This is a genomic window from Marinococcus sp. LNHM5E3-2.1 (genome assembly GCF_056034365.1).
In genome coordinates, this window is sequence record NZ_JBQLIB010000001.1 from 782,375 (window position 1) to 805,217 (window position 22,843).

A 22,843-nucleotide genomic window follows, 5' to 3' on the forward strand; every position below is an offset into this window, starting at 1 on the left:
CAACAAACAGAGTTCATAACAAGGAGGAATCACGATGCCGGATTATGTACAGATCGAAAGGGATTTTTTGACCGAACAGCGCAGCCTGGACGCTTACAATCAGGCGCTCAGCCTGCTCGGATGGGACGCACGGACCGGAGCGCCCAAAAAAGGGGTGGAGGAACGCTCCGAAGTAGTAGGGGCCCTTGCCACCGAGCTGTTTGCCCGGAAAACCTCCGGACGCCTGAAGGAAATGAGCCAGTATCTGCTTGAGCCGGAGGCAGCCTCGCAGGTGTCTGCGGTCACCCGGAGAGCCGCGGAGGAAACGCTCACGGAAGTGGAACGGATGGAGCGTCTGCCCCGCGACGAGTATCAGGCGTTTACGACACTTACATCCAAAACGGAATCGTACTGGGAAGAGGCGAAAGCGTCCGGGGACTTCGAAGGGTTCCGACCGTACCTCGAAGAAATCGTAGCCTACCAGCGCCGGTTCGCGGATTATCTCGGCTACGACGGACACCCGTACAACGCGCTTTTGCATGACTTTGAGCCCGGCATGACGGTCTCTACCCTGGATACGACCTTTTCCAGGCTCCGCGACGGCCTGATGCCGCTTGTGGAACAAGTAAAAGCAGCATCGGTGCGGCCGGACACATCGTTTCTGCATGCCCATTTTCCGAAGGACCGGCAGCGGGCCTTCAGTGAGCATGTGCTCCGGCAGATGACGTACGATTTTGATGCCGGCCGGCTTGATGAAACCGTGCACCCGTTTGCCGTCGGCCTGAACCAAAACGACGTGCGGGTCACCACCAAATACGACGAATCCGACTTCCGCACCGCCGTCTTCGGCACGATCCACGAGGGCGGCCATGCACTGTATGAGCAAAACCTCGGTGCAGATCTGGCCGGAACGATTCTGGCGGACGGCGCGTCGATGGGCATCCATGAATCGCAGTCGCTGTTCTGGGAAAATTTCGTGGCGCGGACCCGCTCGTTCTGGGAAAACAATTACGGCAGGCTCCAGGAGCTCAGCGGCGGCCAGTTTCAGCACGTGGCCCTCGACGATTTCTACTTTGCCGTCAACAGCGTCGAACCGTCCCTGATCCGGATTGAAGCCGATGAAATGACCTATTCCCTGCATATCATTCTCCGCTACGAGCTGGAAAAAGCTCTGATCGAAGGCAGCCTGCAGGTGAAGGACCTGCCGGAGGCTTGGAACGAAAAAATGAAGCAGTACCTCGGCGTCGTGCCGGCGAACCACTCAGAGGGGGTACTGCAGGACGTGCACTGGGCGGGCGGCGCCTTCGGCTACTTCCCGTCCTATGCGCTCGGCTATATCTATGCGGCCCAGCTCCAGCAGGCCATGGTGCGTGACCTGCCGGCGTTCGATGATCTGATCACAAGCGGTGACCTCGCACCAATCCGGCACTGGCTGACCGAGCACGTGCACCAGCACGGCCGGATGAAACGGCCGGCCGACATCATTGCAGCCGCTACCGGGGAAGGGACCAACCCGGAGCCGCTGCTTGCCCACCTGTCTCATAAATACCAGAGCCTGTACCGCTGGTCCTAATCCCGCTGCCCTATGCAGCGGGGGTTCCGCCCCGGGACGTTTGAAGGATGCACTTTTGTGAAATAAAGTAGAGACTCTAATAATTTAGATGTCCCTTGCAACAGAACCATAATAGGGGGATTGGCATGATTACATTCACTGACATTGCAAAGACGTTTCCCGGTGCCGACGACCCGGCCGTTCAAAACTTTAACGCCACGGTCGAGCAGGGGGAATTTTTCGTCTTGATCGGCCCGAGCGGGTGCGGCAAGACGACCACGCTGAAAATGATCAACCGGCTGATCGAACCAAGCACCGGTACGATCCGGATTCAGGACAAGGACATCCGGGACTGGGACCGCCATGAACTGAGGTGGAACGTCGGCTACGTGCTGCAGCAGATTGCTCTGTTTCCGACGATGACCATTGCCGAAAACATTGCGGTCGTTCCGGAAATGCGGCGCTGGAAGAAAAACGAGATCAAAGAACGCGTCGATGAACTGCTGCAGATGGTCGGCCTCGACCCGGATACATACCGCAACCGGAAGCCGTCGGAGCTCTCCGGCGGCCAGCAGCAGCGAATCGGGGTGATACGGGCCCTCGCCGCGGATCCGGATATTATCCTGATGGATGAGCCGTTCAGTGCCCTCGACCCGCTGAGCCGGGAACAGCTGCAGGAGGACATCCGCGCCCTGCAGCAGAACATTCAAAAAACGATTGTTTTCGTCACCCACGACATGGACGAGGCGCTTGCCCTCGGCGACCGGATCTGCCTCATGAAAGACGGTGACATCGTCCAGATTGGCACGCCGCGTGAGCTGAAAAATGAGCCGGCCAATGATTTTGTGCGAGACTTTATCGGAGACCGCCGGGACGAATGGGACACCCCGGTCCGTTCGGTCATGAGCGGCCGCGACAGCCAGTACATTGCAAGTGTCCATGACATGCCCGAAATGCCGCTGTATCCGGCTCCACTGTATATTTTCGATCAGAACGATACGTTTCTCGGCCGCCGGGACGGCGACTCCATTGCGTCCCAGAAAACCGTGATTTCCCCGGATCATGTACTGTATGACGCCCTCAGGACCTTTAATGACACTGATGCCGAAGCGCTGCCGGTACTCGAAGAAGGACGGCTCGTCGGAGCGCTCAGCTATAAGGACGTGATGCAGTTTCTGCAAAAAGCGAAACTCGCATCTGCAGGAGGTGACACAGAGGCATGAACTTACTCGAAAATACGTATCAGCTGTTCACCGACGAGCAGGGACAGTTCTGGACCCTCGTCTGGGAGCACGTCAACATGAGCCTGATTTCGCTTCTGTGCGCCTCCTTTATTGCGGTTCCGGTCGGGGTGCTCCTGACCCGTCGGCGGTCGATTGCCGAACCGATCATCGGGATCGCCGCGGTGCTGCAGACGATTCCGAGTCTCGCCCTGCTCGGGTTCATGATTCTCATTCTGAACCAGATCGGCACCGTGCCGGCTGTGGTCGCTTTGACCGCCTACGCGCTGCTTCCGATTCTGCGCAACACCTACACCGGCATCGCCGGCGTGGACCCGGCCCTCGTGGAAGCGGCCACCGGCATGGGGATGAATTCCTTCCGGCGCCTGCGTAAAATTGAGCTGCCGATGGCCATGCCGGTGATCATGGCCGGCATCCGGACCTCGATGGTGCTGATCGTCGGGACCGCCACTCTGGCAGCTCTGATCAGCGCAGGGGGCCTCGGCGATTTCATCATGACGGGCATCGACCGCGCGGACAACGCCTACATCCTGCTCGGCGCCATTCCAGCAGCCCTTCTGGCTCTGTTTTTTGACCTGGTGCTGCGGATCACGGAACGCACGTCCCAGGGCAAAGCGCTCGCTCCGGTTGCTGTCGTTCTCGGCGTAGCTCTGTTAGTGGTGATCACGCCGGCGCTTGCCTCCACCCAGCAGGAAGAGCTCGTCATCGGCGGGAAGGAAGGAGCCGAACCTGAAATTCTCGCCAACATGTATTCGCTGTTAATTGAGGAAAACACCGACCTCGATACGAGCATTGAGGCCGGTCTGGGCAGTACAAGCATTGCGTTTAACGCCCTGGAGTCCGATGACATTGATATTTATCCGGAGTTCACCGGTACCGTTACCGCCAACCTGTATGACCAGGGCGTGCCGGCCGGAAGCACCCGGGAAGAAGTATACGAGGAAGCGCGCACTCTGCTTGCCGATGACGACCTCGCCTATCTCGAGCCGATGGAGTACAACAATACGTATGCTCTGGCGCTCCGCGAAGAGGAAGCTGAAGACCTGGGCATTGAGACCATCTCTGATCTCGAGCCGCACACCGATGAGCTTGTGCCCGGGTTTACCTTTGAGTTCGCCGACCGTCAGACCGATGGCTATCCCGCTATTGTAGACGCATACGGGTTTGAGTTTGACGAAGTGGAAACCCTCGACGCCGGCCTTCGTTCCAATGCTCTGCAGGAAGGCCAGATCGATTTGATTGACGCCTACTCCACCGATGCGTATATCATAGAGTACGGGCTTACCGTACTTGAAGACGATGAAAATGTATTTCCGCCGTACCAGGGGGCTCCGCTGTTAAAGCAGGAAACCCTGGATGACAACCCTGGTCTCGAAGAAGCATTAAACCGCCTCGGCGGCCAGATTACCAATGAAGAAATGCAGGAAATGAACTACGAGGTGGACTATGAAGGCGCCGACCACCGGGAAGTAGCCCGGGACTACCTCGAAGAAAACAACCTGCTTGGCAGCAACTAACAGGCAGTAGATTCGTATCTCAAGGAGGCAGAACCAATGAAAAACCCTGAACGACAAGAAATACGGGCCATTCTCGACCGAAGCAAACGCATCGCGGTCGTCGGCCTGTCGGATAACCCGTACCGGACGTCCTACCAGATCAGCAAAGTCATGCTTGAAGCGGGCTATGAGATCATTCCAGTCAATCCGACGGTGGAAAAAGTCTTTGACATTCCGGCCGTCGACTCGCTGAAGGACATTGAGGGCCACATTGATATCGTCAATGTGTTCCGCCGCAGCGAGTTCCTCAAAGGCGTGGCCGAGGAAGCAGCCCAGGTGGACGCAGACGTGTTCTGGGCCCAGCTCGGCCTGGTGAGCGAGGAAGCGTACGATATTGCGGCCAATGCAGGCATGACGGTGATCATGGACCGCTGCATTAAAGTGGAGCATGCCATCGCGTAAGCACCGATTATACCGAACAGCATCCAACCTTGGCGGGACTTTCCTGCCAAGGTTTTCCTGTCTGCAGAAGGGATGGCCCCGAAATTGAAACATATGTTCCCGTTCATTGACAAACTGTGTTAGTATGAAATATAACTAGAACGGAGAACGAAGAAGGGAGAGACAGGAGTGGCAGCAGATAAATCCTATCAATATAACGATGAATCCATTCAAGTACTGGAGGGGCTCGAAGCGGTCCGGAAACGTCCGGGCATGTACATCGGCAGCACGGACAGCCGCGGGCTTCACCATCTTGTTTTTGAAATTCTTGATAATTCGGTCGATGAAGCGATCGCCGGCTATGGCAGCGTGATCGAAGTGACACTGCACAAGGACGGAAGCGTCTCTGTATCCGACCACGGCCGGGGCATGCCGACCGGCACCCACAGCTCCGGCAAGCCGACTCCGGAAGTGATTTTGACCGTGCTTCACGCCGGCGGGAAATTCGGCCAGGGCGGCTACGCTACAAGCGGAGGGCTGCACGGCGTCGGGGCCTCGGTGGTCAACGCCCTGTCGGAATGGCTTGAAGTCACTATTTACCGGGACAACCAGATTTTCGAGCAGCGCTTTGAAAACGGCGGCCGTCCGGTGACGACCCTTGAACAGAAGGGGAATACCAAAAAAACCGGGACGACGATCCGGTTCAAGCCGGACGCTTCCATGTTCAACGCGGTGCACTACCAGTTTGATGTGTTGGCAGAACGTCTGCGCGAAGCTGCGTTTCTGTTGAAGGGCACAAGCATCCGTCTGCATGATAAGCGTGACAAAGAACCGGTGACCGAAGAGTTTCAGTTTGACACCGGCATTCAGGCGTTTGTGGAGTATTTAAACGAAGACAAGGAAACCCTGCATCCGGTCGTGTCCTTTGAAGGAAAGGCCCAGGATATCGAGGTGGACTTTGCGTTTCAGTTCACCGACGGCTATACGGAGAACATGCTGTCGTTTGTGAACAATGTCCGTACCCGCGACGGCGGTACGCATGAGTCCGGCGCCCGTTCGGCGTTTACCCGGGTGCTCAACGAACACGCCCGCAAGCTGCAGCTGTTAAAGGAGAAAGATAAAAACCTCGACGGCAGTGACATCCGTGAAGGGCTGACCGCCGTGGTCTCCATCCGGATTCCGGAGCATCTGCTGCAGTTTGAAGGGCAGACGAAAAGCAAGCTTGGTACGCCGGAGGCCCGCTCCGCGGTGGATCAGTACATTACGGACCGCCTGACGTATTTTCTGGAGGAAAACTCGACGGTCAGCACAATGCTGATCAAAAAAGCCATCAAAGCCGCCCAGGTGCGGGAAGCCGCGCGCAAAGCCCGGGAGGAAGCCCGGAATGGTAAAAAGAACCGGAAAAAAGACGCGCTCTTGAGCGGCAAGCTCACCCCGGCGCAGTCCAAAAACCCGGATCGCAATGAGCTGTATCTCGTCGAAGGGGATTCGGCCGGCGGCTCGGCCAAGCAGGGGCGCGACCGTAAATTTCAGGCTGTGCTCCCGCTGCGCGGCAAGGTCATTAACACGGAAAAAGCGAAGCTCGATGATATTATGAAAAACGAAGAAATCCGGACCATCATCTATGCCCTCGGCGCCGGTGTCGGCACGGACTTCACCCTCGAAGACCGGAACTACGACAAGGTTGTGATTATGACAGACGCTGATACCGATGGTGCTCATATTCAGGTGCTTTTGCTGACGTTTTTCTACCGCTACATGCGGGAGCTCGTGGAATCGGGGAAAGTCTATATTGCCCTGCCGCCGCTCTATAAGGTCAGCAAAGGAAGCGGCCCCAAGCAGAAATCCGAATACGCCTGGGAGGAGAATGGCCTCCAGGAAGCTATTCAGCGCATTGGTAAAGGATACGCCATCCAGCGCTACAAGGGCCTCGGGGAAATGGACGCCTCCCAGCTGTGGGAGACGACCATGAATCCGGACAGCCGGACCCTCATCCGGGTAACCGTGGAGGACGGCGCCCGCGCGGACCGTCGCGTATCCACGCTGATGGGCAATAAAGTGGAGCCCCGGCGCAAGTGGATTGAATCCAACGTGGCGTTCGGTATGGAAGAAGACTTGAATATTTTGGATAACACTGATTTGCAGATTATTAAGGAGGAACCGTAAGTGGCTGATGCAGAACAATACTTGGATCTTCGTCTCGAAGACGTTCTCGGCGAACGCTTCGGGCGCTACAGCAAATACATTATTCAGGAACGTGCCCTCCCGGACGCACGCGACGGGTTAAAGCCCGTGCAGCGCCGGATTCTGTTTGCAATGCTTCAGGACGGCAACACTGCGGATAAACCATTCCGCAAAGCAGCAAAAACGGTCGGGAACGTCATCGGGAACTATCATCCGCACGGGGATTCCTCCGTGTATGAAGCCATGGTTCGGATGAGCCAGGAATGGAAGGTGCGTGCCCCGCTCGTCGAAATGCACGGCAACAACGGCTCCGTCGACGGCGACCCGCCGGCGGCCATGCGTTACACGGAAGCGCGTCTCGCGAGCGTCTCGTCCGAACTGCTGAAAGATATCGAAAAACAGACGGTGGAGCACGTGACCAACTTTGATGACACGCAGGAGGAGCCGACGGTTCTGCCGGCGAAATTTCCGAACCTACTGATCAACGGATCCACCGGCATTTCCTCCGGCTATGCGACCGATATTCCGCCGCATCAGCTGGGGGAAATTATTGATGCCGCGGTCGCGCAGCTCGAAAAGCCGTCGGTATCAACCGACGAACTGATGCAGTACGTGCAGGGACCCGATTTTCCGACCGGCGGTGTCATTCAGGGCAAGGAAGGCATCCGCCAGGCGTATGAGACCGGCCGGGGGAAAGTCGTCGTCCGGGCCAAAACGAGCATCGAGCAGGTGCGGGGCGGCCGGGAACAGATTCTGATTACCGAGCTGCCGTATGAAGTAAACAAGTCCACGCTCGTAAAGAAGATGGATGAGCTCCGGTTTGACCGTAAAGTCGACGGGGTCGCCGAAGTGCGTGATGACACGGACCGGACCGGCCTCCGGGTCGTCATTGAACTCAAAAAAGATGCCGACGCCCAGAGCGTGCTGAACTTTTATTACAAAATGACGGACCTTCAGGTGTCGTACAATTTCAATATGGTCGCCATTAATGACCGGACTCCGCAGCTGATGAATTTAAAGCAGCTGCTTGATGCCTACATCAGCCACCGGCGGAGTGTCGTCACCAATCGCTCCCAGTTTGACCTCAACAAAGCGGAGCAGCGCCAGCATATCGTAGAAGGCCTGATTAAGGCGATCAGCGTACTAGACCAGGTGATTGATACGATCCGCCAGTCGGAAAACAAGAAAAACGCGAAGGAAAACCTGGTTGAGCAGTTTGCCTTCACCGATGCCCAGGCCGAGGCCATCGTGAACCTGCAGCTGTACCGCTTAACCAATACTGATGTTACCCAGCTCGAAAAAGAAGCCGGAGAGCTCGAAAAGGAAATCAAGCGGCTCCGCGGCATCCTCTCGAGCGAAAAGAAACTGCAGCAGGTCGTGAAAAAGGAGCTGCAGGAAGTCAAAAAGCAGTATGACGACACCCGCCGCACCGTGATTGAAGCGGAAATCGAAGAGCTTAAGATCGACCGCGAAGTGATGATTCCGTCCGAGGATGTTATTGTGACCGCCACAGCAGAGGGCTACATTAAACGAACGAGCCAGCGCTCCTACGCGGCTTCAAACACCGAACCGCCAGGGATGAAAGAGGAAGACGCCCTGTTGTTTTTCCGCGACATGAATACAACAGATATGCTGCTGTTGTTTACGAAAAAAGGACAGTTTATCTACCTGCCGGTACATATGCTTTCCGAAATCCGCTGGAAGGATAATGGCCAGCATATCGGCAACATTTCCCCGCTTGACCCGGGGGATGCGCTGGTGGCCGTCGTGCCGGTCCAGGAGTTTACCGAAGAGGATTATTTTGTGTTTATCACCCGCCAGGGCATGATCAAAAAAACGGCGATGAACGCCTATCAGGCATCGCGCTACGGACGCTCCATGATTGGAGTAAATGTAAAGGACGGGGACGAAGTGCTTTCCGTGTACCAGACAAACGGGGAGCAGGAGCTGTTTCTCACGACTCATCAAAACTACGGTCTCCGCTTCCATGAACAGGAGGTTTCTCCCGTCGGTGTCCGCGCGGCCGGTGTCAAAGCGATTGATTTAAAAGACGGGGATGTGGTCACCGGGGCACATGTAACCTCGGCCTATAAAACCGAGGATGCGGTCATGGTCACCCAGCGCGGCGGCGTTAAACGCATGAGTCTGGATGATATTCCAATAACGAACCGGGCCAAGCGGGGGGTCGTTCTCTGGAAGGAAGTTAAATCCAGGCCGCACCGGATCATCGCGAGCTATATTCTAAATGGCGAGCCATTTGTGCTGCAGGCCCGGACGAAAAATATGACGGTCACGATTGACCCGGCAAAATACCGGCGGGTGGACCGTTACAGCAATGGTTCCTATGTTATTGATACGAAAAAGCACGGAGTGATTGAAGCCGTATGGAAGGATATTCCGTACCAGTAAATCCCACTCCGATCACTTTCAAAAAGGACGCTGAACAATCATGAAAGCAGGAACACATGTGATCGGAGCAGTCACCGGCGGCCTGGCCGTCCAGTGGCTGACGCCGGTGCCGTTTGCCTTTTTTGAATGGGAGACCAGTATTTATGTCGCAAGCCTGGTTTTCGGGGGCCTGGCCCCGGACATTTGCCAGCCAAACTCATGGATGGGGAGGCGGGTGCCGGGCGTTTCCCATCTGATTTCGAAGCTGGTGGGGCACCGCACCTTTACCCACAGCCTTCTGCTCGTGCTGCTTGTCTTCATGGCCCTTGCCCAGTGGCAGGAAGGATGGGGACTCGCACTGCAGTGGGGCATCAGCCTCGGAATTTTAAGCCATATTGTGCTCGACATGATGACCACCAAAGGCGTCCATGTGCTGTTTCCGCTGCACTATGCCTTTCGGTTCCCATTTACGACAAAAACCGGATCCACCTTTGGCGAAGGGCTGATCAACGCCTTGCTCATCGCCGGTTTATTTTACGTGAGCTTTCAGCTGTTTTCGATTGATGTCACGCTGTAAACGAACATGCCAAAAAAGCCAATGAATGAAGAAAGCATCAGTACAGAATGATACTGGTGCTTTTTATTTGTTTTGTCTCAAAACACGAAGTTATCTTTAGTATTGAAACAATATATCACTAACTTCCGATAATATATATTATGTTAACTAGAAATAAATGAATTACGTCAGGCTGTCATTTTAGCTTTATATCTCCGCCTTCCCTTTCAGGAATCAGCTTTCCTATTCAGGCTTTGCCTTGAATCGTCTGTACTGTCACTCCGACAGGTCAACTGCGATAATTGATACCCTTCATGCTAAGCTTTCCCCGCCGGGCTCATTATTTTACACTGCGTGCATTCCTGTCCGCATCCAAGACGATTGTTCATTTCAGCTGACAACAAACTTTTTAATTGTAATGACGGTTTCCGGCAGCTGATGAAAAGAATGATTCTGCTATGATACCAGCCATTTTCAACGGCTGTTCAGATACTTTTGATGCGTGTCCGTCAGTTTCAGATTCGATTTTTTTACAAGCATTTTTTAACTCGCTCCTAATAGCCGTTTATATCCCTTGCTATTTAATCAACACAAGCCCATTTTCCGCTTTTTGTTTGTCTCAAAATCAACTGAGACGATTCTTGCTTCCATTCGTTCCCTGGAGCCATTTGAAACTCGAAGTGTTTTCTGTGTCCATGAGCAATAAAAAAGACTCCTTCGGGGGTCTTTTCAGATCATTTCCGGCATATCGCCGGAAAAATGACGCTCCCGCTCTGTAAAACCGCGGGTAGGTGCTGTTTTAATTGCCCTGAGACACCGCTCCCGCTCCGGGCCGTTTCAAAGACACGTACATGTCTCTGCGGGCAGTTAAATTACTGAGAGCGCGCTGCTTATATTATAAAGAATCGTGCCAGCCGCTAATCCCTACCACGGCTGGTCGGTGATTTCCTGGACCGTGCCAATGTCTTCGCTGCGGTTGACCGTAAAGCTGATCTCGTCGCCTTCCTGCATCAGCACAGCGTCAGCATCACTGGAGGTGTTGTAGACATAAAGGGTTTCATCGCCCTCAAGCTTAAACTGGACAAGATTGGCGTCCTCGGCGCCGGACGTGATGACGACCCGGTCGACCGTTCCTTCCGCTTCTTCCCGGTCGGCTTCGCTCGCTTGCACGCCTTCATCGGTAGAGGCAAGCGCGGAGCGATAATTTTCCAGCGCCCCCTGCGCGGTGTCGCCAAACGCGTATACGTCGGCATCATTCGCTTTAATGTAGGCGTACTGCCGGAACAAACCTGCCGGATCGAGCGTATTAACCACCCAGGTCGCATTGCCGTTAATGTTGTACATGATCGGCATGCTGCCGGTCCATTCTTTCTCCGGGAACTGACGGTTCACGATGCCGCGCGCTCCCTGGGTGTCCATCGCCCCTGTATATTCCTCGCCGTTGTACAGTCGAAGCTCTCCGGTGCGGGCGTCAATAAAGGATACGCCGAGCGTGGAGTCCGAGTCTTCATTCGGGCTGGTAAAGTCGGTAAAGTAGCTCATATTTCCCTCTGCATCAAAAACCGGGGTGACCTTATTCTCGGTTCCGTTTTCATTTGGAATCAGCACATCCTCTTTTCCAAACATGTAATTAAAAAGCCCCTGCCCGTATTTTCCGTACTTGTCGTTCATGTCACTCGCCATCGCCGGGCTGTACACACTTTCCACAAACGACGGAGCGTCATCAGGTTTGTACTTGGACGCGTCCCCTGTTTCAGGATCAACGATCACCACCTGCGCGTTGGTATGATCCGTGTGCCACGTTAAGGTGCGGTTCTGATAGACCGTTTGAACGTACCAGGGTTTCCCTTCCTCATCCACCTCCAGATAGGTGCTCCCGCTCTGGTACCAGGATGGAAAGGCGCTGTAAATCACCCGGTTCAGCTTCTCGTTAAAAAAGCTGCTGTTGGTGTACTGCATGGACGATTCCACAAAGGTCGGATTGTCGTTCGGGTCGACCGCAGAAATCTGGAAATATCCCGGCGTTCCATCACCACGGAACCAGCGGAACAGGTTCGTGTAATCCACATTGGCGACATACATCGGCTCCCCGTCGATCACCTGGGCCTGAATGTCTCCAAAGTCATAAAACTGCGCGTTCTCCACTTCCGACATTGCTTTTTGCATTTTATTACGGGCGGATTCAGGCGCCACCTGGACAGGCGTCTCCTCCTCGGAAAACGAAGGGGGATTGTCCGCTACCTGGCTGTTGTTGTCGATCGCTTCGTGCGTCTCCCCGTAGCCAAACAGGCTCCGTACCAGAAGCACAATCAGAAAGAGAAGGATCACCGTACCGCCAAGAGCGGAGATATTGATGCTTTTATCAGGCACTCCTTCTCCTGAAGTCCTGGCCAGGGAGTAAAAGATGGCGCTGAAAACCAGCAGGGCGACGAGGTTGGGCCCAGCCAGTGACAGCATCGTCCAGGCTGGAAGGAAAAAGTAGCTGGCAATCACGGCTAAAACAAATGTCAGCGCAAGCGCAGGCAAAACGGATTTAACCAATAAACGCGGGCGGAGAATAGTAATAACCAGAGCGGCAATAAAAGAAAAAATCATCACAAGTAAAGCAGTCAGTAAAATAGTCAAAAAAACACTCCAAGCGTCATAGAATTAGGTTCGGTTGGCATCTGAGCGGCATGAGCCGCCTGTTTAGCCAGCGGTCTTAACCGTTTATATGTACTTTCATTGTAAAGCAGCAACGGGCACTTGTCTTATAGAGGAATTCCCGCCTTAGTACCTGACAGATTATCGTCTCCTTCCTCATAGGTGATAAAAAATGCTCCCGCTCCACCATAGCATGAGCGTCCATCGTGCCACTCGTATTTTTCAACCGCAGAAGCATACAATCATTCTCCGGGAATATGATCACTTTTGAGATAAATTACGAAACGCACACCAAAATCCCTGTAAGCAGCAGAGGTATGTGCCCTTTTCTCCGATGGCTGCTGTCTATTGGATGAGATATTCGTACACTGGTTAAAATGGAAATAAATAATCTTTCTCCCTGCAGACCGGCGGTCGTGATCATTATCGTACGCCAGGATGTACATATCCTCGTCCCGGATCCCGTCATTGCGAAGTTTATCAATCGTTTCACTCAATGTTTCGTCGTTATGAAAAATCTTGAACTTAGGTTCCATTCGCTTCACCTCATTAAATTAGTATAGGTTCACTTAGGCATTGGATGCTTTTTTTAATTTTTTGATTGCTTTTGCCGGTTGTTGCGTCGAGGCTTTCGTGCCTTCAAATTTTTCTTCCTCGTACTCTTCTTCCTGCTCCCAGGCGTCTTCGGTTCCACTGCTGTCAGAAGCTTCTATAGCACTTTCCCCGGTTTCAGACGAAGGCTGCTCCCCGCTGTTCTCACGATCAGCAGCGGTCCGCTCAGGGTCATACGCAGGGCCCTGAATTTTTTCGCCGGTATGGATGACGGCTTCACCCACATGGTAGCGCAGAGTGTAAATTTTCTTTTTAATCTTTTTCGGCACCTTGGCCATTGCAAAGGCAGCCGCTGATACTTTGGCGGCCCGCTTGACGGTTTTCACCGTCCCCTTGGTTTTTTTCTCCATGCCCTGCCCGGATTTAATGGCCTGGCTCAGCGGTTCCGGACTCAGCTTCCGGGCTTTTTTTGCGGTCTGATTGACGTTTTTTTCTGTTTTTTTACCGATATCTTTGCGCAGCAATGGCAGCGCCCCGCCGATTAAACTGCCGGCAGCCATGAACGCGTAGGTAAGGTTGTCATTGCTTTTGGAGCTTTTCTTCTTGCTGCTCACTGTCCCACCACCATTCAAAAGTATGATTGCATGTACCATACCCGTATCTGTTTGTTCTTAAGCCACACTCGTTTCATAAACATACTTTAGGTCCAGAGCCCGCGGGAACATGCTTCCGCTCAAGCTCAAACTAAAGAGGCGCCCGGCGGTTAATGTATTCATCCCATAAAAAAAGCGGCCCTGGGAGGGTCCGCTCTTCTGTAATGATATGCCGCCCGGTTTCGTAAAACCTGAAGCCATTACTCTTTGTGCCCCTCCGAATGCTCGAGGATCAGCGTGTTGTTTTCCTGGCGGATGTGCTTTTCCTTCAACAGCGAACCAACCGCCCGCTTGAACGCTGCCTTGCTGAGACCGAATTCCCTCCGGATGGTTTCCGGACTGCTCCGGTCCCCGAATGGGAGCGTGCCGCCCTCCCGCTGCAGCCGATCCAGAAGCAGCCGGGCGTCTTCGCCGATCGCTATTTCCTTTGGCGGATACATCGAGGCGTTTAGCGACCCGTCCTCTTGGCGGTGGGTAATACGTGCCTTCAGTTCTTCCCCTACGCGCGGCCGGTGGGTCCAGTCCGATTCATGGATGAAGATTTTATAACGGTCTGCGGTTAATAAAAAGGCCCCGAACGGCGGTGAACTGTAAACCGTAGCATCGAGCCACGTATGGTGCAGCTCTGCGGGGGCAGGTGCCATTAGCTGCTGCACATCGTCTTCATTTGCCGGAAAGGCTCTCAGGCCGCTGGCTGTGTACTCCAGGTGCACAAACAGAAACTCTCCCGGAGCGGGCCAGTACGCTTCATCCTGCAGGTAATCATGCCGTTCCAACGGCGCCTTCCACCGTTCGTCGACCGCTACTTCGATGCCATGGCTTGCGTCGCTTGTCACGACTGCCCGCCAGGCAAAGCCCTCCTCTTCTACTTCCGGCAGATGCACATCCAGCCGCTTGTTTCCTTCTTCGTCAAACCAGCTGATCGCCTCCACCTGGTCCCCGGAGGAAAGCTCTTCGTCAGTATCTTCTTTATACAGTCGGGCAATTTGGGCTCCCGAAGCGAGAACATAGTACTCGCCTTTATCATTCAATACGTTCCATCGCTGCATGCGTGAGAATAGTTGTTTCAATGGATTAGTCCTTTCGTTGTTCAAAATGTTTGGATAAAGCGACAATCATGGCGCCCATCCGTTCGTTTTCCGGCACCACGTAGTCTTCAATGCCTCTTTCTTTTAACGCTTCCGCCGTTACTTTCCCGACCGCCGTCGGAACCACCTGGCGGCTGAGCGCTTCCTGCAGCTCTTCAGTGCGTCCTGCCTTTGCGGCATGCTGAAAGAGAGCGTGCACCTGAATGGCGGTTGTAAAGCAGATAGCGTCACTTTCTGCATTCAAAAGGTCTTCGAGGCATGCGGACGCCACCGCTTCTTCCGGAGGCGTATGCTGATACGGCAGAATGTCATACACGTCGGCTCCGTGATCCTCAAGGTACCGGCGGAGCCTCGGGTTTTCAATCCCGTGCAGCTGCACCATCACCTGCTTCTGCCGGAAATCGTGGCCGTCAAGAGCACGGATCATGCCTTCGGTCGTCCCGTCATCATCACGGGCCGCGATAGCGCAGTCCAGGCCTTTTAGGACATTAGCGGTCTTGTATCCACGGGCCGCTACCTTTGTCTGCTGGATTTTTTGCACAAAAGCTTCCCGGAGTCCTTCCTCCTCTGCAATATCAAGCATTGCGTTCAGTCCCATGCCCGTCATGAATATGCTCCAGTCCACCGGCTGCTCCAGATAGGCCCGCATCGGAGCCCGAAGCTGGTCTTCATTTAAAAATGAGGTGCCCTGGAGCGGGTAGTTAAGCGGCTCTCCCCCCTGCCGCCGGATCAACTCTTCCATTTCCTCTGTTTTCCGGGATGCGGCAAGAATCACCTGCCGTCCGCTTAATCCTTTGGCCACCGAAATGCCTCCTTTGGTCTCTAACCGTTTTCTGCATTTACTATATCATGCTTTTTCTGTATCTGACAGCAGTGCCGGTCTTCTTTTCTGCGGAAAACCGTCCCTTTCCCTGTTCATTTTGAACTGCTGCGTGTTAGTATGAAAAAGACTGTTATTTATAAAGGAGATATGAACATGATTGATGTACAAAACGTTGGGCTCCGGTTCGGGGATCAAATTTTATTTGAAGACGTTAATATAAAGTTTACTCCCGGCAACTGCTACGGCTTGATCGGGGCGAACGGGGCCGGCAAATCCACGTTCTTAAAAATTCTTTCCGGGGAAATTGATTCCCAGAGCGGAAATGTAATCATGGATAAAGATTCGCGGCTTGCCGTGCTGAAGCAGGATCACTTCGCGTATGAGGAATACACGGTTATCGATGTGGTCATTATGGGCCACAGCCGCCTGTATGAAGTGATGAACGAAAAAAACGAAATTTATATGAAACCCGACTTTTCCGACGAAGACGGCATGAAAGCTGCAGAGCTTGAAGCGGAATTTGCGGAAATGAACGGGTACGAAGCGGAAACAGAAGCTGCCCAGCTGCTGCAGGGTCTCGGCATTACAGAGGATCTGCACCAGAAGCCGATGTCTTCGTTAAGCGGTTCCCAGAAAGTGAAAGTACTGCTCGCGCAGGCATTGTTCGGCGATCCGGACGTTCTGCTTCTCGACGAGCCGACCAACAACCTGGACGTGCAGGCGGTTCACTGGCTCGAAGAGTTTCTGATCAACTTTGAAAACACGGTCATTGTCGTTTCCCACGACCGTCACTTTCTGAACCAGGTATGCACGCATATTGCGGACCTCGACTTTAACAAAATTGAACTGTACGTCGGCAATTATGACTTCTGGTACGAATCCAGCCAGCTCGCCCAGAAGATGGCCCGCGAGCAGAACAAGAAAAAAGAGGAACAAATCAAGGAACTGAAAGATTTCATTGCCCGTTTCAGCGCAAACGCCTCCAAGTCCAAACAAGCCACCTCCCGGAAAAAGACGCTGGATAAAATTTCTCTTGATGACATCAAGCCCTCCTCGAGAAAGTATCCATTCGTGCAATTTAAGCCGAACCGGGAGCTTGGCAAGGACCTGCTGACTGTCGAAAATCTGTCGAAAACTATTGATGGTGTCAAAGTGCTTGATAACGTCAATTTCACCCTTAACAGCGGGGACAAAGTAGCGTTTGTAGGCGAAGAGGAAACGAAAAAAACCGTTCTGCTGCAGATTTTAGCCGGCGAAATGGAGCCGGACAGCGGCGACTACAAATGGGGACTGACCACCAGCCGCTCCTACTTCCCAAAAGACAATTCTGCTTACTTTGAAGGCCTGAACATTAACCTGGTGGACTGGCTGCGCCAGTACTCCCCGGACGACCAGAGCGAAACATTTATTCGTGGCTTCCTTGGACGGATGCTCTTTTCCGGCGAAGAAGTATTTAAAAAAGCGGATGTGCTTTCCGGTGGCGAAAAGGTCCGCTGCATGCTTTCCAAAATGATGTTAAGCGGTGCGAACGTTCTTATTATGGATGAGCCGACCAACCACCTTGACCTCGAAGCTATCCAGGCATTGAACAACGGCCTGAAGTCCTTTAACGGTTCAGTGCTCTTCACGTCTCATGACCATGAATTTGTTCAGACGATCGCCAACCGGATTATTGAATTCACTCCGGACGGTTTAATCGATAAAGAGATGAGCTACGATGAGTATATTGAAGAGCAGTATGCTCGCGCGTAACGTTTTTATGTAATCTATCAGGCATCAGGGTGTTTGTCCCCTGGTGCTTTTTAATGTTCATTTATAATTTTGCATTTCTTAATTATAAAATTAATTTTTATTATAAATACGGTAAATGAAATTTTTATTTATTTAGAATAATTACCACGAACCTGCCCCATCCGCGGTAATATGCTGCTTTTAATTGTCTTCTGTTCGAGCGATTGCCTCGTGCACCTGCTCCACAGGCACCGCGAGTCCGTATCGTTCCCCCTGATATTCTCTGCTCGCAAACACGACCCCGGCCACCTCTCCTGCTTCTGTCAGCACCGGGCTGCCGCTGCTTCCGTTGAACACGGGAGCTTCAAGCACCAGCTGCTCTTCCTCCCTCTCAATGATCTCTCCCCGGTTGGCGACATCTGAAAAGCCGAGCGGATTCCCGATCACGATAACGTCCGAACCGGCAGGTGCACTCGTGTCCGCAAGTGTAACGCCGCCCCCTTCCCACTGCTCATTCATTGTCACAATGGCAAGGTCAGCCTGCTTATCTACAGCTTCCACTGCTGCTTCTGCAAGGTCGCCCTCCCTGGTTTCGACCGCTACACTGTCCGCTCCTTCGACTACGTGATAATTTGTAATGAAAACGCTGGCGTCTTCAACGAAAAAGCCAGTCCCAAAAGACGTTTCCCCGTTTTCTATTGCCTGTATTTTCGTGACTGCCTCTTGCCACTGCTGAACATCCTCCTGCTTGGAAAGCTGATAAGAAGCGGTTAAAAAAGACCACGCATCCAAACGGAAGGTATCAATTAAATAATAGGCGGATTGAAAAACCAGCATCCCTGCCATCAGCAATGCTACTACCCTGAACAAACCACGGCGCTTATTTTTCGGCTTTCGCGGCGGACCCGGCTCAAAGTCTTCCGGATCCGGTTCACCTTCGAGGCGTTCTTCCCCTTCTTCGTCTCTTCTCATACACCTCTCCTTTTCCGCCTCTTCTCATTCTCTACTTCTGTATTATAATGAGAAAAAGGGACTTCCGCAAAAAGGAGGATTATCTTATGCATTTTCTCCAATCTTTCTTTAAAAAAAGCATTGAAGATAAAATCTATGACATCGCGGCTCAGCTGGCTTATTACTTTCTTCTCGCTATGCTCCCTCTGTTAATGCTGATGATCAGTATTATCGGATTTTTTTCCATCAATACAGACGATATCCTTTCGCTTATAAGCACCTATGTTCCGGGGGGAGCCTTTACGATTATACAGAACAACCTAAATGCCATTTTGAATTCCCAGTCCGTAGGACTGCTGTCACTCAGTACAGCCGCTACACTCTGGCTGAGCCTTATGGGTACACTTGCCATTATCCGTGCAATTAATGCTGCCTACCGGCTAAAGCTTCCTTCCTTTGTATCCATGTTGGGAAAAGGCATCATTATCGTTTTATCTCTGCTGCTCGCTATCATTTTATCCCTCCTGCTTCCTATTTATGGTGAACCGCTCGGTGCTTTTCTTTTTCGCTTTATCGGCCTAGATGATTATTTCCTGCAGCTTTGGAGCTGGATTCGCTGGATCATCAGTTTTTTAGTCATAGGTGCGATTCTTGCCATGATTTACAAAGTAGTACCGAATCGTAAAACCACCTGGAAGGAATCCCTTCCCGGGGCTACTCTTGCCCTATTCACTTGGCAGGCAGCTTCTTTTGGATTTTCATTTTATGTCAGTATCAGTGATTATTCTATGATATATGGCAATTTAGGCAATCTCATCGTACTCATGCTCTGGTTTTACCTTACTGGGTTTGCAATTCTTCTTGGTGGAGAATGGAATGCCTGTCTTCATGAAAGAGACAAAAAAGCTATTTGAGTATAGCTTTTTTCAATCCTGTTCCCCTCCGGTGGACAGCAAATGTTCACGCCAGGATCCTGAAGGAATAAGTGGGTAACGTTCTGCCTGGGAAAGGGTGTACGTGTAAATCCACCCTTCTTTTTCTCCCCAAGAGTCTTTCACCCACACCCTTTCATATTCGTTCGCCTGTCCCGGCTGTTCATACTGCTCGAGCCAATCCAGCACACTCATAGCCCCATCATCTATTTGTATCCATTCTCCTACAATATTCATTCCGTCCCTATCGACAACAACTGCAGGATACGGGCCTGTATTGTATAAAAACCCCTTCACTATTCCTTGTTTCGTTTCGTATACACTGTTTTGAATGTAGTGATAATTGTTTAATTTTCGCAACAAAGTACCATATACAAATACTGTCTGCATTCTGGACCTCCTCAAATTGACAAACTTCATTTCTAAAGCTATAATAATCCTTAGTAAATTAATCAGAATAGTTAACTTTAAAGGAGGAAATGTTCATGCCTCAGGTTCCCCGGGTGCTTCCTGGCGCTGAATCACTTTATTTTCCTGGTGGTGAAACGGCTGTACTGGTCTGTCACGGTTTTTTAGGCACCCCGCAGAGCGTACAGTATGTATGCCGCCAGTTGGCCCAAAACGGCTTTACTGTTTATGCTCCCAGACTACAGGGCCATGGCACCTCCTATCAAGATCTTGGACGCTTTACGCACCAGGATTGGATCAAAGACATTCATACCGCGTACCGGTCGCTTCGCGCTAAACACAGTCGGGTTTTCATTGCAGGGCAGTCCATGGGAGGAACTCTCGCCCTTCACACCGCTGCTTTTTTTCAGGATGCTGCCGGGATTGCTTTAATAAACCCAGCCATAGACGTTCCGGAAATGGAGCGTGCAGTTACGCAGACGTCCTCTGCTTTCATTGAAGAAGAGCGACCTGATATCCGGACTCCTCAGGAAGAAGAAATTACGTATTCGTATGTGCCGACAGCGTCGGTATATTCGCTTCTTAAGTTAACTGCCGCCGTGCGCCCTCAGGTGCCTTCTATTTCATGCCCGGCGTTTGTCGCAGCCTCACGGATTGATCATGTTGTGCCTCCGGCAAATGCAGTCGCTATACATGAAAATCTTTCTTCTTCTTCCAAGTCATTTGAATGGCTTGAGCATTCCTATCACGTAGCGACGCTTGATGCTGACCGGGATTTCCTCTCCGAACGATTATCCTCCTGGGTGTCTTCGGTCGTTGCTGCTGATTCTTCTAATTCTCATAATTACATTATGTAAACCAAAAGGAGCTGCAGTGATTGCAGCTCCTTTTTACGCTTCTTCAAAGTAGTCTTTATAAAACCCGCCGATACGCCCGGTATTATCGATAATGAAAATGAATTCATCCGTTTCGTTTTTCACCGGGTACTGCTTCCCCGGGGTCAGCACGCTGTCGACCTTGTATTTGGCGGCTTCAGCATGCCGGCATGTCACATATTTTAGGGTTTCACTGTTTTTCCACTGCTCATGGATCATGGTAGGCCTCCTAATCATTTGAGTATTTTTTTATTGTAGCATATCACCTGCTGCGACGCCGTAATTGATACAAAAAAGCGCCCCTTCGAAAAGGAGCGCCTGCGATGGTTCTGAATTTACAGTACGAACATGCCGGCAATCGATGCACTCAGGAGCGATACTAAAGCCCCGGCTGCTACTGCTTTCAGTCCCATTTGGGCAATATCGTTGCGACGCGTCGGCGCCAGCGAAGCGAAGCCGCCTAAAATGATGGCAAGGGATGAAAGGTTCGCAAATCCACAAAGCGCAAAGGTAATGATCGCCTGGGATTTTTCGCTGAAGGAATCAATCTCCGGTGCAAAGTTCGCATAGGCGACAAATTCATTCAGGATCAGCTTCTGGCCGATAAATCCGCCCGCCTGGAGAGCTTCACTCCATGGAACACCAATCATAAAGGCGATTGGGGCGAATACATATCCAAGAAGCAGTTCAATTGTAATACCTTCTGCTCCAAAGAGTCCGAAAAAGCCTCCCAGCAGAAGGTTTGCAAGAGCAATCAAAGCGACAAACGCAATCAGCATCGCCCCGACGTTCAAGGCAAGCTGCAGGCCGGTAGAAGCTCCACGCGCTGCTGCGTCGATCACGTTGTGGGACTCAGTATCCTTTTCCACTTTAATTTCATCCGTGGTGAGGCTGAGATCCGGTTCCGGGAAAATCACCTTTGCGATAATCAGACCGCCCGGCGCAGCCATAAAGCTTGCTGCAAGCAGATAATCCAATGGAATACCTAGTCCTGCATAACCGAACAGTACCGAGCCGGCTACCGACCCGAGCCCCCCGGTCATAACAGCGAACAGCTCGGACTTTGTCATATTCGGCAGAAACGGACGGACAACAAGCGGTGCTTCCGTCTGTCCAACGAATACGTTGGCTGCTGCAGACATGGATTCTGCTTTACTCGTTTTCAGCAGTGCGGAAAGTATACCGCCGATAAATTTAATAATTATCTGCATGACACCGATGTAGTACAAAATGCCGATCAGCGAGGAGAAAAAGATAATAACCGGAAGCACGGTAAACGCAAACGCGCCGGTCTCCGTAATGTCTTCCCCGAACAGGAATATGTACCCTTCCTGGGCAGAGTCGATCACGTTCTGCACGCGGACGACCAGCCACTCAAACGCAGTGCTTCCCCACGTGGATCCCAGCACTAAAAACGCAAATACGAGCTGGAACAAAAGCCCCACGAGTACAGGACGAAAACGGATTGATTTTTTGCGGGAAGATAGTAAAAAAGCTAAAAACAAAACAAAAACAATTCCCATCAATCCCCATAATATGTTCATATACCCACCACCATGTATGTAAGATTGATCTAATCCATAAAGAATAGATCAAAGTTAATGTATCAAAAGGAGGGCATGAAGTAAATAACTATCTCCTTTTATGCTTAAAAATTGTGTAATTTCTCAATTGTCAGTCAGGTTAGTCCGGCTGCAATAAGAAAGCGGTTACGAAATTCGAAAGCAGTAAAATTAGAAAACCCTGGTGCATTCGCCAGGGTTTTCTACATAGCATCAAATTTACTCTACACTTAAGCGGAGATCCGGTAAGTGATTTAAAATAAACTGAGCTTTATTTGTGTCTACCTTCATTTTAAACTGGCGGTAATATTTCAATGCTGTTTCAAAATGTGCAGGCATATGATGATATTCATCCATAACGCGGTCAAATGCGTCATAGGCGAGCATTAATGAACTGACCATCTCTGTAAGCGGTAAAATATATTTATCAGTGCCGTGATGCGGAGATGTGCACAGTGTCATCTGCTCTACCTGATCGTCAAAAAAAGCAGCTGCGTCCTCCACGTACGGACGGTACACGGATTGAACACTTTTTGCTTTTTCTTCAAAATACGAGCGCCATTCGCGGCAGAAGCTGATCATGTATGGAAGATCGTCCCGCGTAATAACGATATCAAAGCCTGCCTGGCGGACACGATCCATACTCATTGGTTCCATCTTCTCCTGGTGTAAAGGCAGATAAAAGAATTTGCGACGATACGCTTTCATGCTGCACCCCGTCTTTCTACTATTTTCGAGCATATTTTAAAATATTATAACATCTTGCTCCAGTGTTTCCTACTGTTTTC

General features: G+C 51.8%; 20 protein-coding genes. 10 read left to right on the plus strand and 10 right to left on the minus strand.

All coding sequences use genetic code 11. From position 1 onward, the window contains the following. The first annotated feature begins 34 nt into the window (after positions 1 to 34). From ACTRXH_RS04075 to ACTRXH_RS04105, 7 genes are all read left to right on the plus strand, one after another. Positions 35 to 1,552, plus strand: a complete 1,518-nt coding sequence (locus ACTRXH_RS04075) for a carboxypeptidase M32 (protein ID WP_474279354.1) — start codon at positions 35 to 37, stop codon at positions 1,550 to 1,552. Positions 1,553 to 1,677: 125 nt separating this feature from the next. Next, positions 1,678 to 2,754 (plus strand): ABC transporter ATP-binding protein, encoded by a 1,077-nt coding sequence (locus ACTRXH_RS04080; protein ID WP_474263398.1) that lies wholly within the window; start codon positions 1,678 to 1,680, stop codon positions 2,752 to 2,754. Beyond that, entirely contained in the window at positions 2,751 to 4,289 is a 1,539-nt protein-coding gene (locus ACTRXH_RS04085; protein WP_474279352.1) for an ABC transporter permease/substrate-binding protein, read from the plus strand. The genes ACTRXH_RS04080 and ACTRXH_RS04085 overlap by 4 nt, the downstream gene beginning before the upstream one ends. A 36-nt stretch (positions 4,290 to 4,325) precedes the next feature. Then, positions 4,326 to 4,730 carry a CoA-binding protein gene (locus ACTRXH_RS04090; protein WP_322525042.1) on the plus strand — a complete coding sequence of 135 codons (405 nt, stop codon included), beginning with the start codon at positions 4,326 to 4,328 and terminating at the stop codon, positions 4,728 to 4,730. A gap of 168 nt (positions 4,731 to 4,898) precedes the next feature. After that, positions 4,899 to 6,875, plus strand: coding sequence for a DNA topoisomerase IV subunit B (gene parE, locus ACTRXH_RS04095; RefSeq protein ID WP_474263402.1), 1,977 nt, complete (start codon positions 4,899 to 4,901; stop codon positions 6,873 to 6,875). Beyond that, positions 6,876 to 9,302 (plus strand): DNA topoisomerase IV subunit A, encoded by a 2,427-nt coding sequence (gene parC, locus ACTRXH_RS04100; protein ID WP_474279350.1) that lies wholly within the window; start codon positions 6,876 to 6,878, stop codon positions 9,300 to 9,302. Between the two features lie 40 nt (positions 9,303 to 9,342). Then, positions 9,343 to 9,858, plus strand: coding sequence for a metal-dependent hydrolase (locus ACTRXH_RS04105; protein WP_474263406.1), 516 nt, complete (start codon positions 9,343 to 9,345; stop codon positions 9,856 to 9,858). A 903-nt stretch (positions 9,859 to 10,761) separates the two neighbouring features. Here the strand turns inward: ACTRXH_RS04105 and ACTRXH_RS04110 are convergent. From ACTRXH_RS04110 to ACTRXH_RS04130, 5 genes are all read right to left on the minus strand, one after another. Beyond that, positions 10,762 to 12,462 (minus strand): DNA-binding protein, encoded by a 1,701-nt coding sequence (locus ACTRXH_RS04110; RefSeq protein WP_474280702.1) that lies wholly within the window; start codon positions 12,460 to 12,462, stop codon positions 10,762 to 10,764. Between the two features lie 260 nt (positions 12,463 to 12,722). Next, positions 12,723 to 13,016, minus strand: coding sequence for a hypothetical protein (locus ACTRXH_RS04115; protein WP_474280704.1), 294 nt, complete (start codon positions 13,014 to 13,016; stop codon positions 12,723 to 12,725). Between the two features lie 33 nt (positions 13,017 to 13,049). Next, entirely contained in the window at positions 13,050 to 13,646 is a 597-nt protein-coding gene (locus ACTRXH_RS04120) for a hypothetical protein (RefSeq protein ID WP_474280706.1), read from the minus strand. A 239-nt stretch (positions 13,647 to 13,885) separates the two neighbouring features. Beyond that, positions 13,886 to 14,755 (minus strand): S1 RNA-binding domain-containing protein, encoded by an 870-nt coding sequence (locus ACTRXH_RS04125; RefSeq protein WP_474280708.1) that lies wholly within the window; start codon positions 14,753 to 14,755, stop codon positions 13,886 to 13,888. A gap of 4 nt (positions 14,756 to 14,759) precedes the next feature. After that, the gene (locus ACTRXH_RS04130) at positions 14,760 to 15,575 is read right to left on the minus strand and encodes a uroporphyrinogen-III synthase (protein WP_474280710.1); all 816 of its coding nucleotides are present in this window, start codon (positions 15,573 to 15,575) and stop codon (positions 14,760 to 14,762) included. A gap of 174 nt (positions 15,576 to 15,749) precedes the next feature. Here ACTRXH_RS04130 and ACTRXH_RS04135 point away from each other — a divergent pair, with 174 nt between their 5' ends. Then, on the plus strand, positions 15,750 to 17,348 hold the full coding sequence (locus ACTRXH_RS04135) for an ABC-F family ATP-binding cassette domain-containing protein (protein WP_474280712.1): 1,599 nt from the start codon (positions 15,750 to 15,752) through the stop codon (positions 17,346 to 17,348). A 180-nt stretch (positions 17,349 to 17,528) separates the two neighbouring features. Here ACTRXH_RS04135 and ACTRXH_RS04140 read toward each other — a convergent pair whose 3' ends face one another. Continuing rightward, positions 17,529 to 18,299 (minus strand): S1 family peptidase, encoded by a 771-nt coding sequence (locus ACTRXH_RS04140; RefSeq protein WP_474280714.1) that lies wholly within the window; start codon positions 18,297 to 18,299, stop codon positions 17,529 to 17,531. Between the two features lie 86 nt (positions 18,300 to 18,385). On the opposite strand from ACTRXH_RS04140, the gene ACTRXH_RS04145 reads away from it, so the two are divergent. Further along, entirely contained in the window at positions 18,386 to 19,192 is an 807-nt protein-coding gene (locus ACTRXH_RS04145) for a YihY/virulence factor BrkB family protein (RefSeq protein WP_474263423.1), read from the plus strand. 12 nt (positions 19,193 to 19,204) lie between these two features. On the opposite strand, the gene ACTRXH_RS04150 is transcribed toward ACTRXH_RS04145, so the two are convergent. Beyond that, on the minus strand, positions 19,205 to 19,600 hold the full coding sequence (locus ACTRXH_RS04150; protein ID WP_474280716.1) for a gamma-glutamylcyclotransferase family protein: 396 nt from the start codon (positions 19,598 to 19,600) through the stop codon (positions 19,205 to 19,207). A gap of 95 nt (positions 19,601 to 19,695) precedes the next feature. Here ACTRXH_RS04150 and ACTRXH_RS04155 point away from each other — a divergent pair, with 95 nt between their 5' ends. Further along, the gene (locus ACTRXH_RS04155) at positions 19,696 to 20,475 is read left to right on the plus strand and encodes an alpha/beta hydrolase (RefSeq protein WP_474263427.1); all 780 of its coding nucleotides are present in this window, start codon (positions 19,696 to 19,698) and stop codon (positions 20,473 to 20,475) included. Positions 20,476 to 20,508: 33 nt separating this feature from the next. On the opposite strand, the gene ACTRXH_RS04160 is transcribed toward ACTRXH_RS04155, so the two are convergent. From ACTRXH_RS04160 to ACTRXH_RS04170, 3 genes are all read right to left on the minus strand, one after another. Further along, a complete protein-coding gene (locus ACTRXH_RS04160; protein ID WP_322525057.1) occupies positions 20,509 to 20,712 on the minus strand; it encodes a DUF6501 family protein in 204 nt (67 codons plus the stop codon). Positions 20,713 to 20,828: 116 nt separating this feature from the next. Continuing rightward, the gene (locus ACTRXH_RS04165) at positions 20,829 to 22,037 is read right to left on the minus strand and encodes a NupC/NupG family nucleoside CNT transporter (RefSeq protein WP_474263429.1); all 1,209 of its coding nucleotides are present in this window, start codon (positions 22,035 to 22,037) and stop codon (positions 20,829 to 20,831) included. Between the two features lie 237 nt (positions 22,038 to 22,274). After that, positions 22,275 to 22,703, minus strand: coding sequence for a hypothetical protein (locus tag ACTRXH_RS04170; RefSeq protein ID WP_091610979.1), 429 nt, complete (start codon positions 22,701 to 22,703; stop codon positions 22,275 to 22,277). Positions 22,704 to 22,843: the final 140 nt, after the last annotated feature.

Coding starts and splice junctions, on each gene's coding strand:
- ACTRXH_RS04075 (WP_474279354.1), top strand. CDS start 35: ATGCCGGATTATGTACAGATCGAAAGGGATTTTTTGACCGAACAGCGC.
- ACTRXH_RS04080 (WP_474263398.1), top strand. CDS start 1,678: ATGATTACATTCACTGACATTGCAAAGACGTTTCCCGGTGCCGACGAC.
- ACTRXH_RS04085 (WP_474279352.1), top strand. CDS start 2,751: ATGAACTTACTCGAAAATACGTATCAGCTGTTCACCGACGAGCAGGGA.
- ACTRXH_RS04090 (WP_322525042.1), top strand. CDS start 4,326: ATGAAAAACCCTGAACGACAAGAAATACGGGCCATTCTCGACCGAAGC.
- ACTRXH_RS04105 (WP_474263406.1), top strand. CDS start 9,343: ATGAAAGCAGGAACACATGTGATCGGAGCAGTCACCGGCGGCCTGGCC.
- ACTRXH_RS04115 (WP_474280704.1), bottom strand. CDS start 13,016: ATGGAACCTAAGTTCAAGATTTTTCATAACGACGAAACATTGAGTGAA.
- ACTRXH_RS04135 (WP_474280712.1), top strand. CDS start 15,750: ATGATTGATGTACAAAACGTTGGGCTCCGGTTCGGGGATCAAATTTTA.
- ACTRXH_RS04140 (WP_474280714.1), bottom strand. CDS start 18,299: ATGAGAAGAGACGAAGAAGGGGAAGAACGCCTCGAAGGTGAACCGGAT.
- ACTRXH_RS04145 (WP_474263423.1), top strand. CDS start 18,386: ATGCATTTTCTCCAATCTTTCTTTAAAAAAAGCATTGAAGATAAAATC.
- ACTRXH_RS04150 (WP_474280716.1), bottom strand. CDS start 19,600: ATGCAGACAGTATTTGTATATGGTACTTTGTTGCGAAAATTAAACAAT.
- ACTRXH_RS04155 (WP_474263427.1), top strand. CDS start 19,696: ATGCCTCAGGTTCCCCGGGTGCTTCCTGGCGCTGAATCACTTTATTTT.
- ACTRXH_RS04160 (WP_322525057.1), bottom strand. CDS start 20,712: ATGATCCATGAGCAGTGGAAAAACAGTGAAACCCTAAAATATGTGACA.
- ACTRXH_RS04165 (WP_474263429.1), bottom strand. CDS start 22,037: ATGAACATATTATGGGGATTGATGGGAATTGTTTTTGTTTTGTTTTTA.
- ACTRXH_RS04170 (WP_091610979.1), bottom strand. CDS start 22,703: ATGAGTATGGATCGTGTCCGCCAGGCAGGCTTTGATATCGTTATTACG.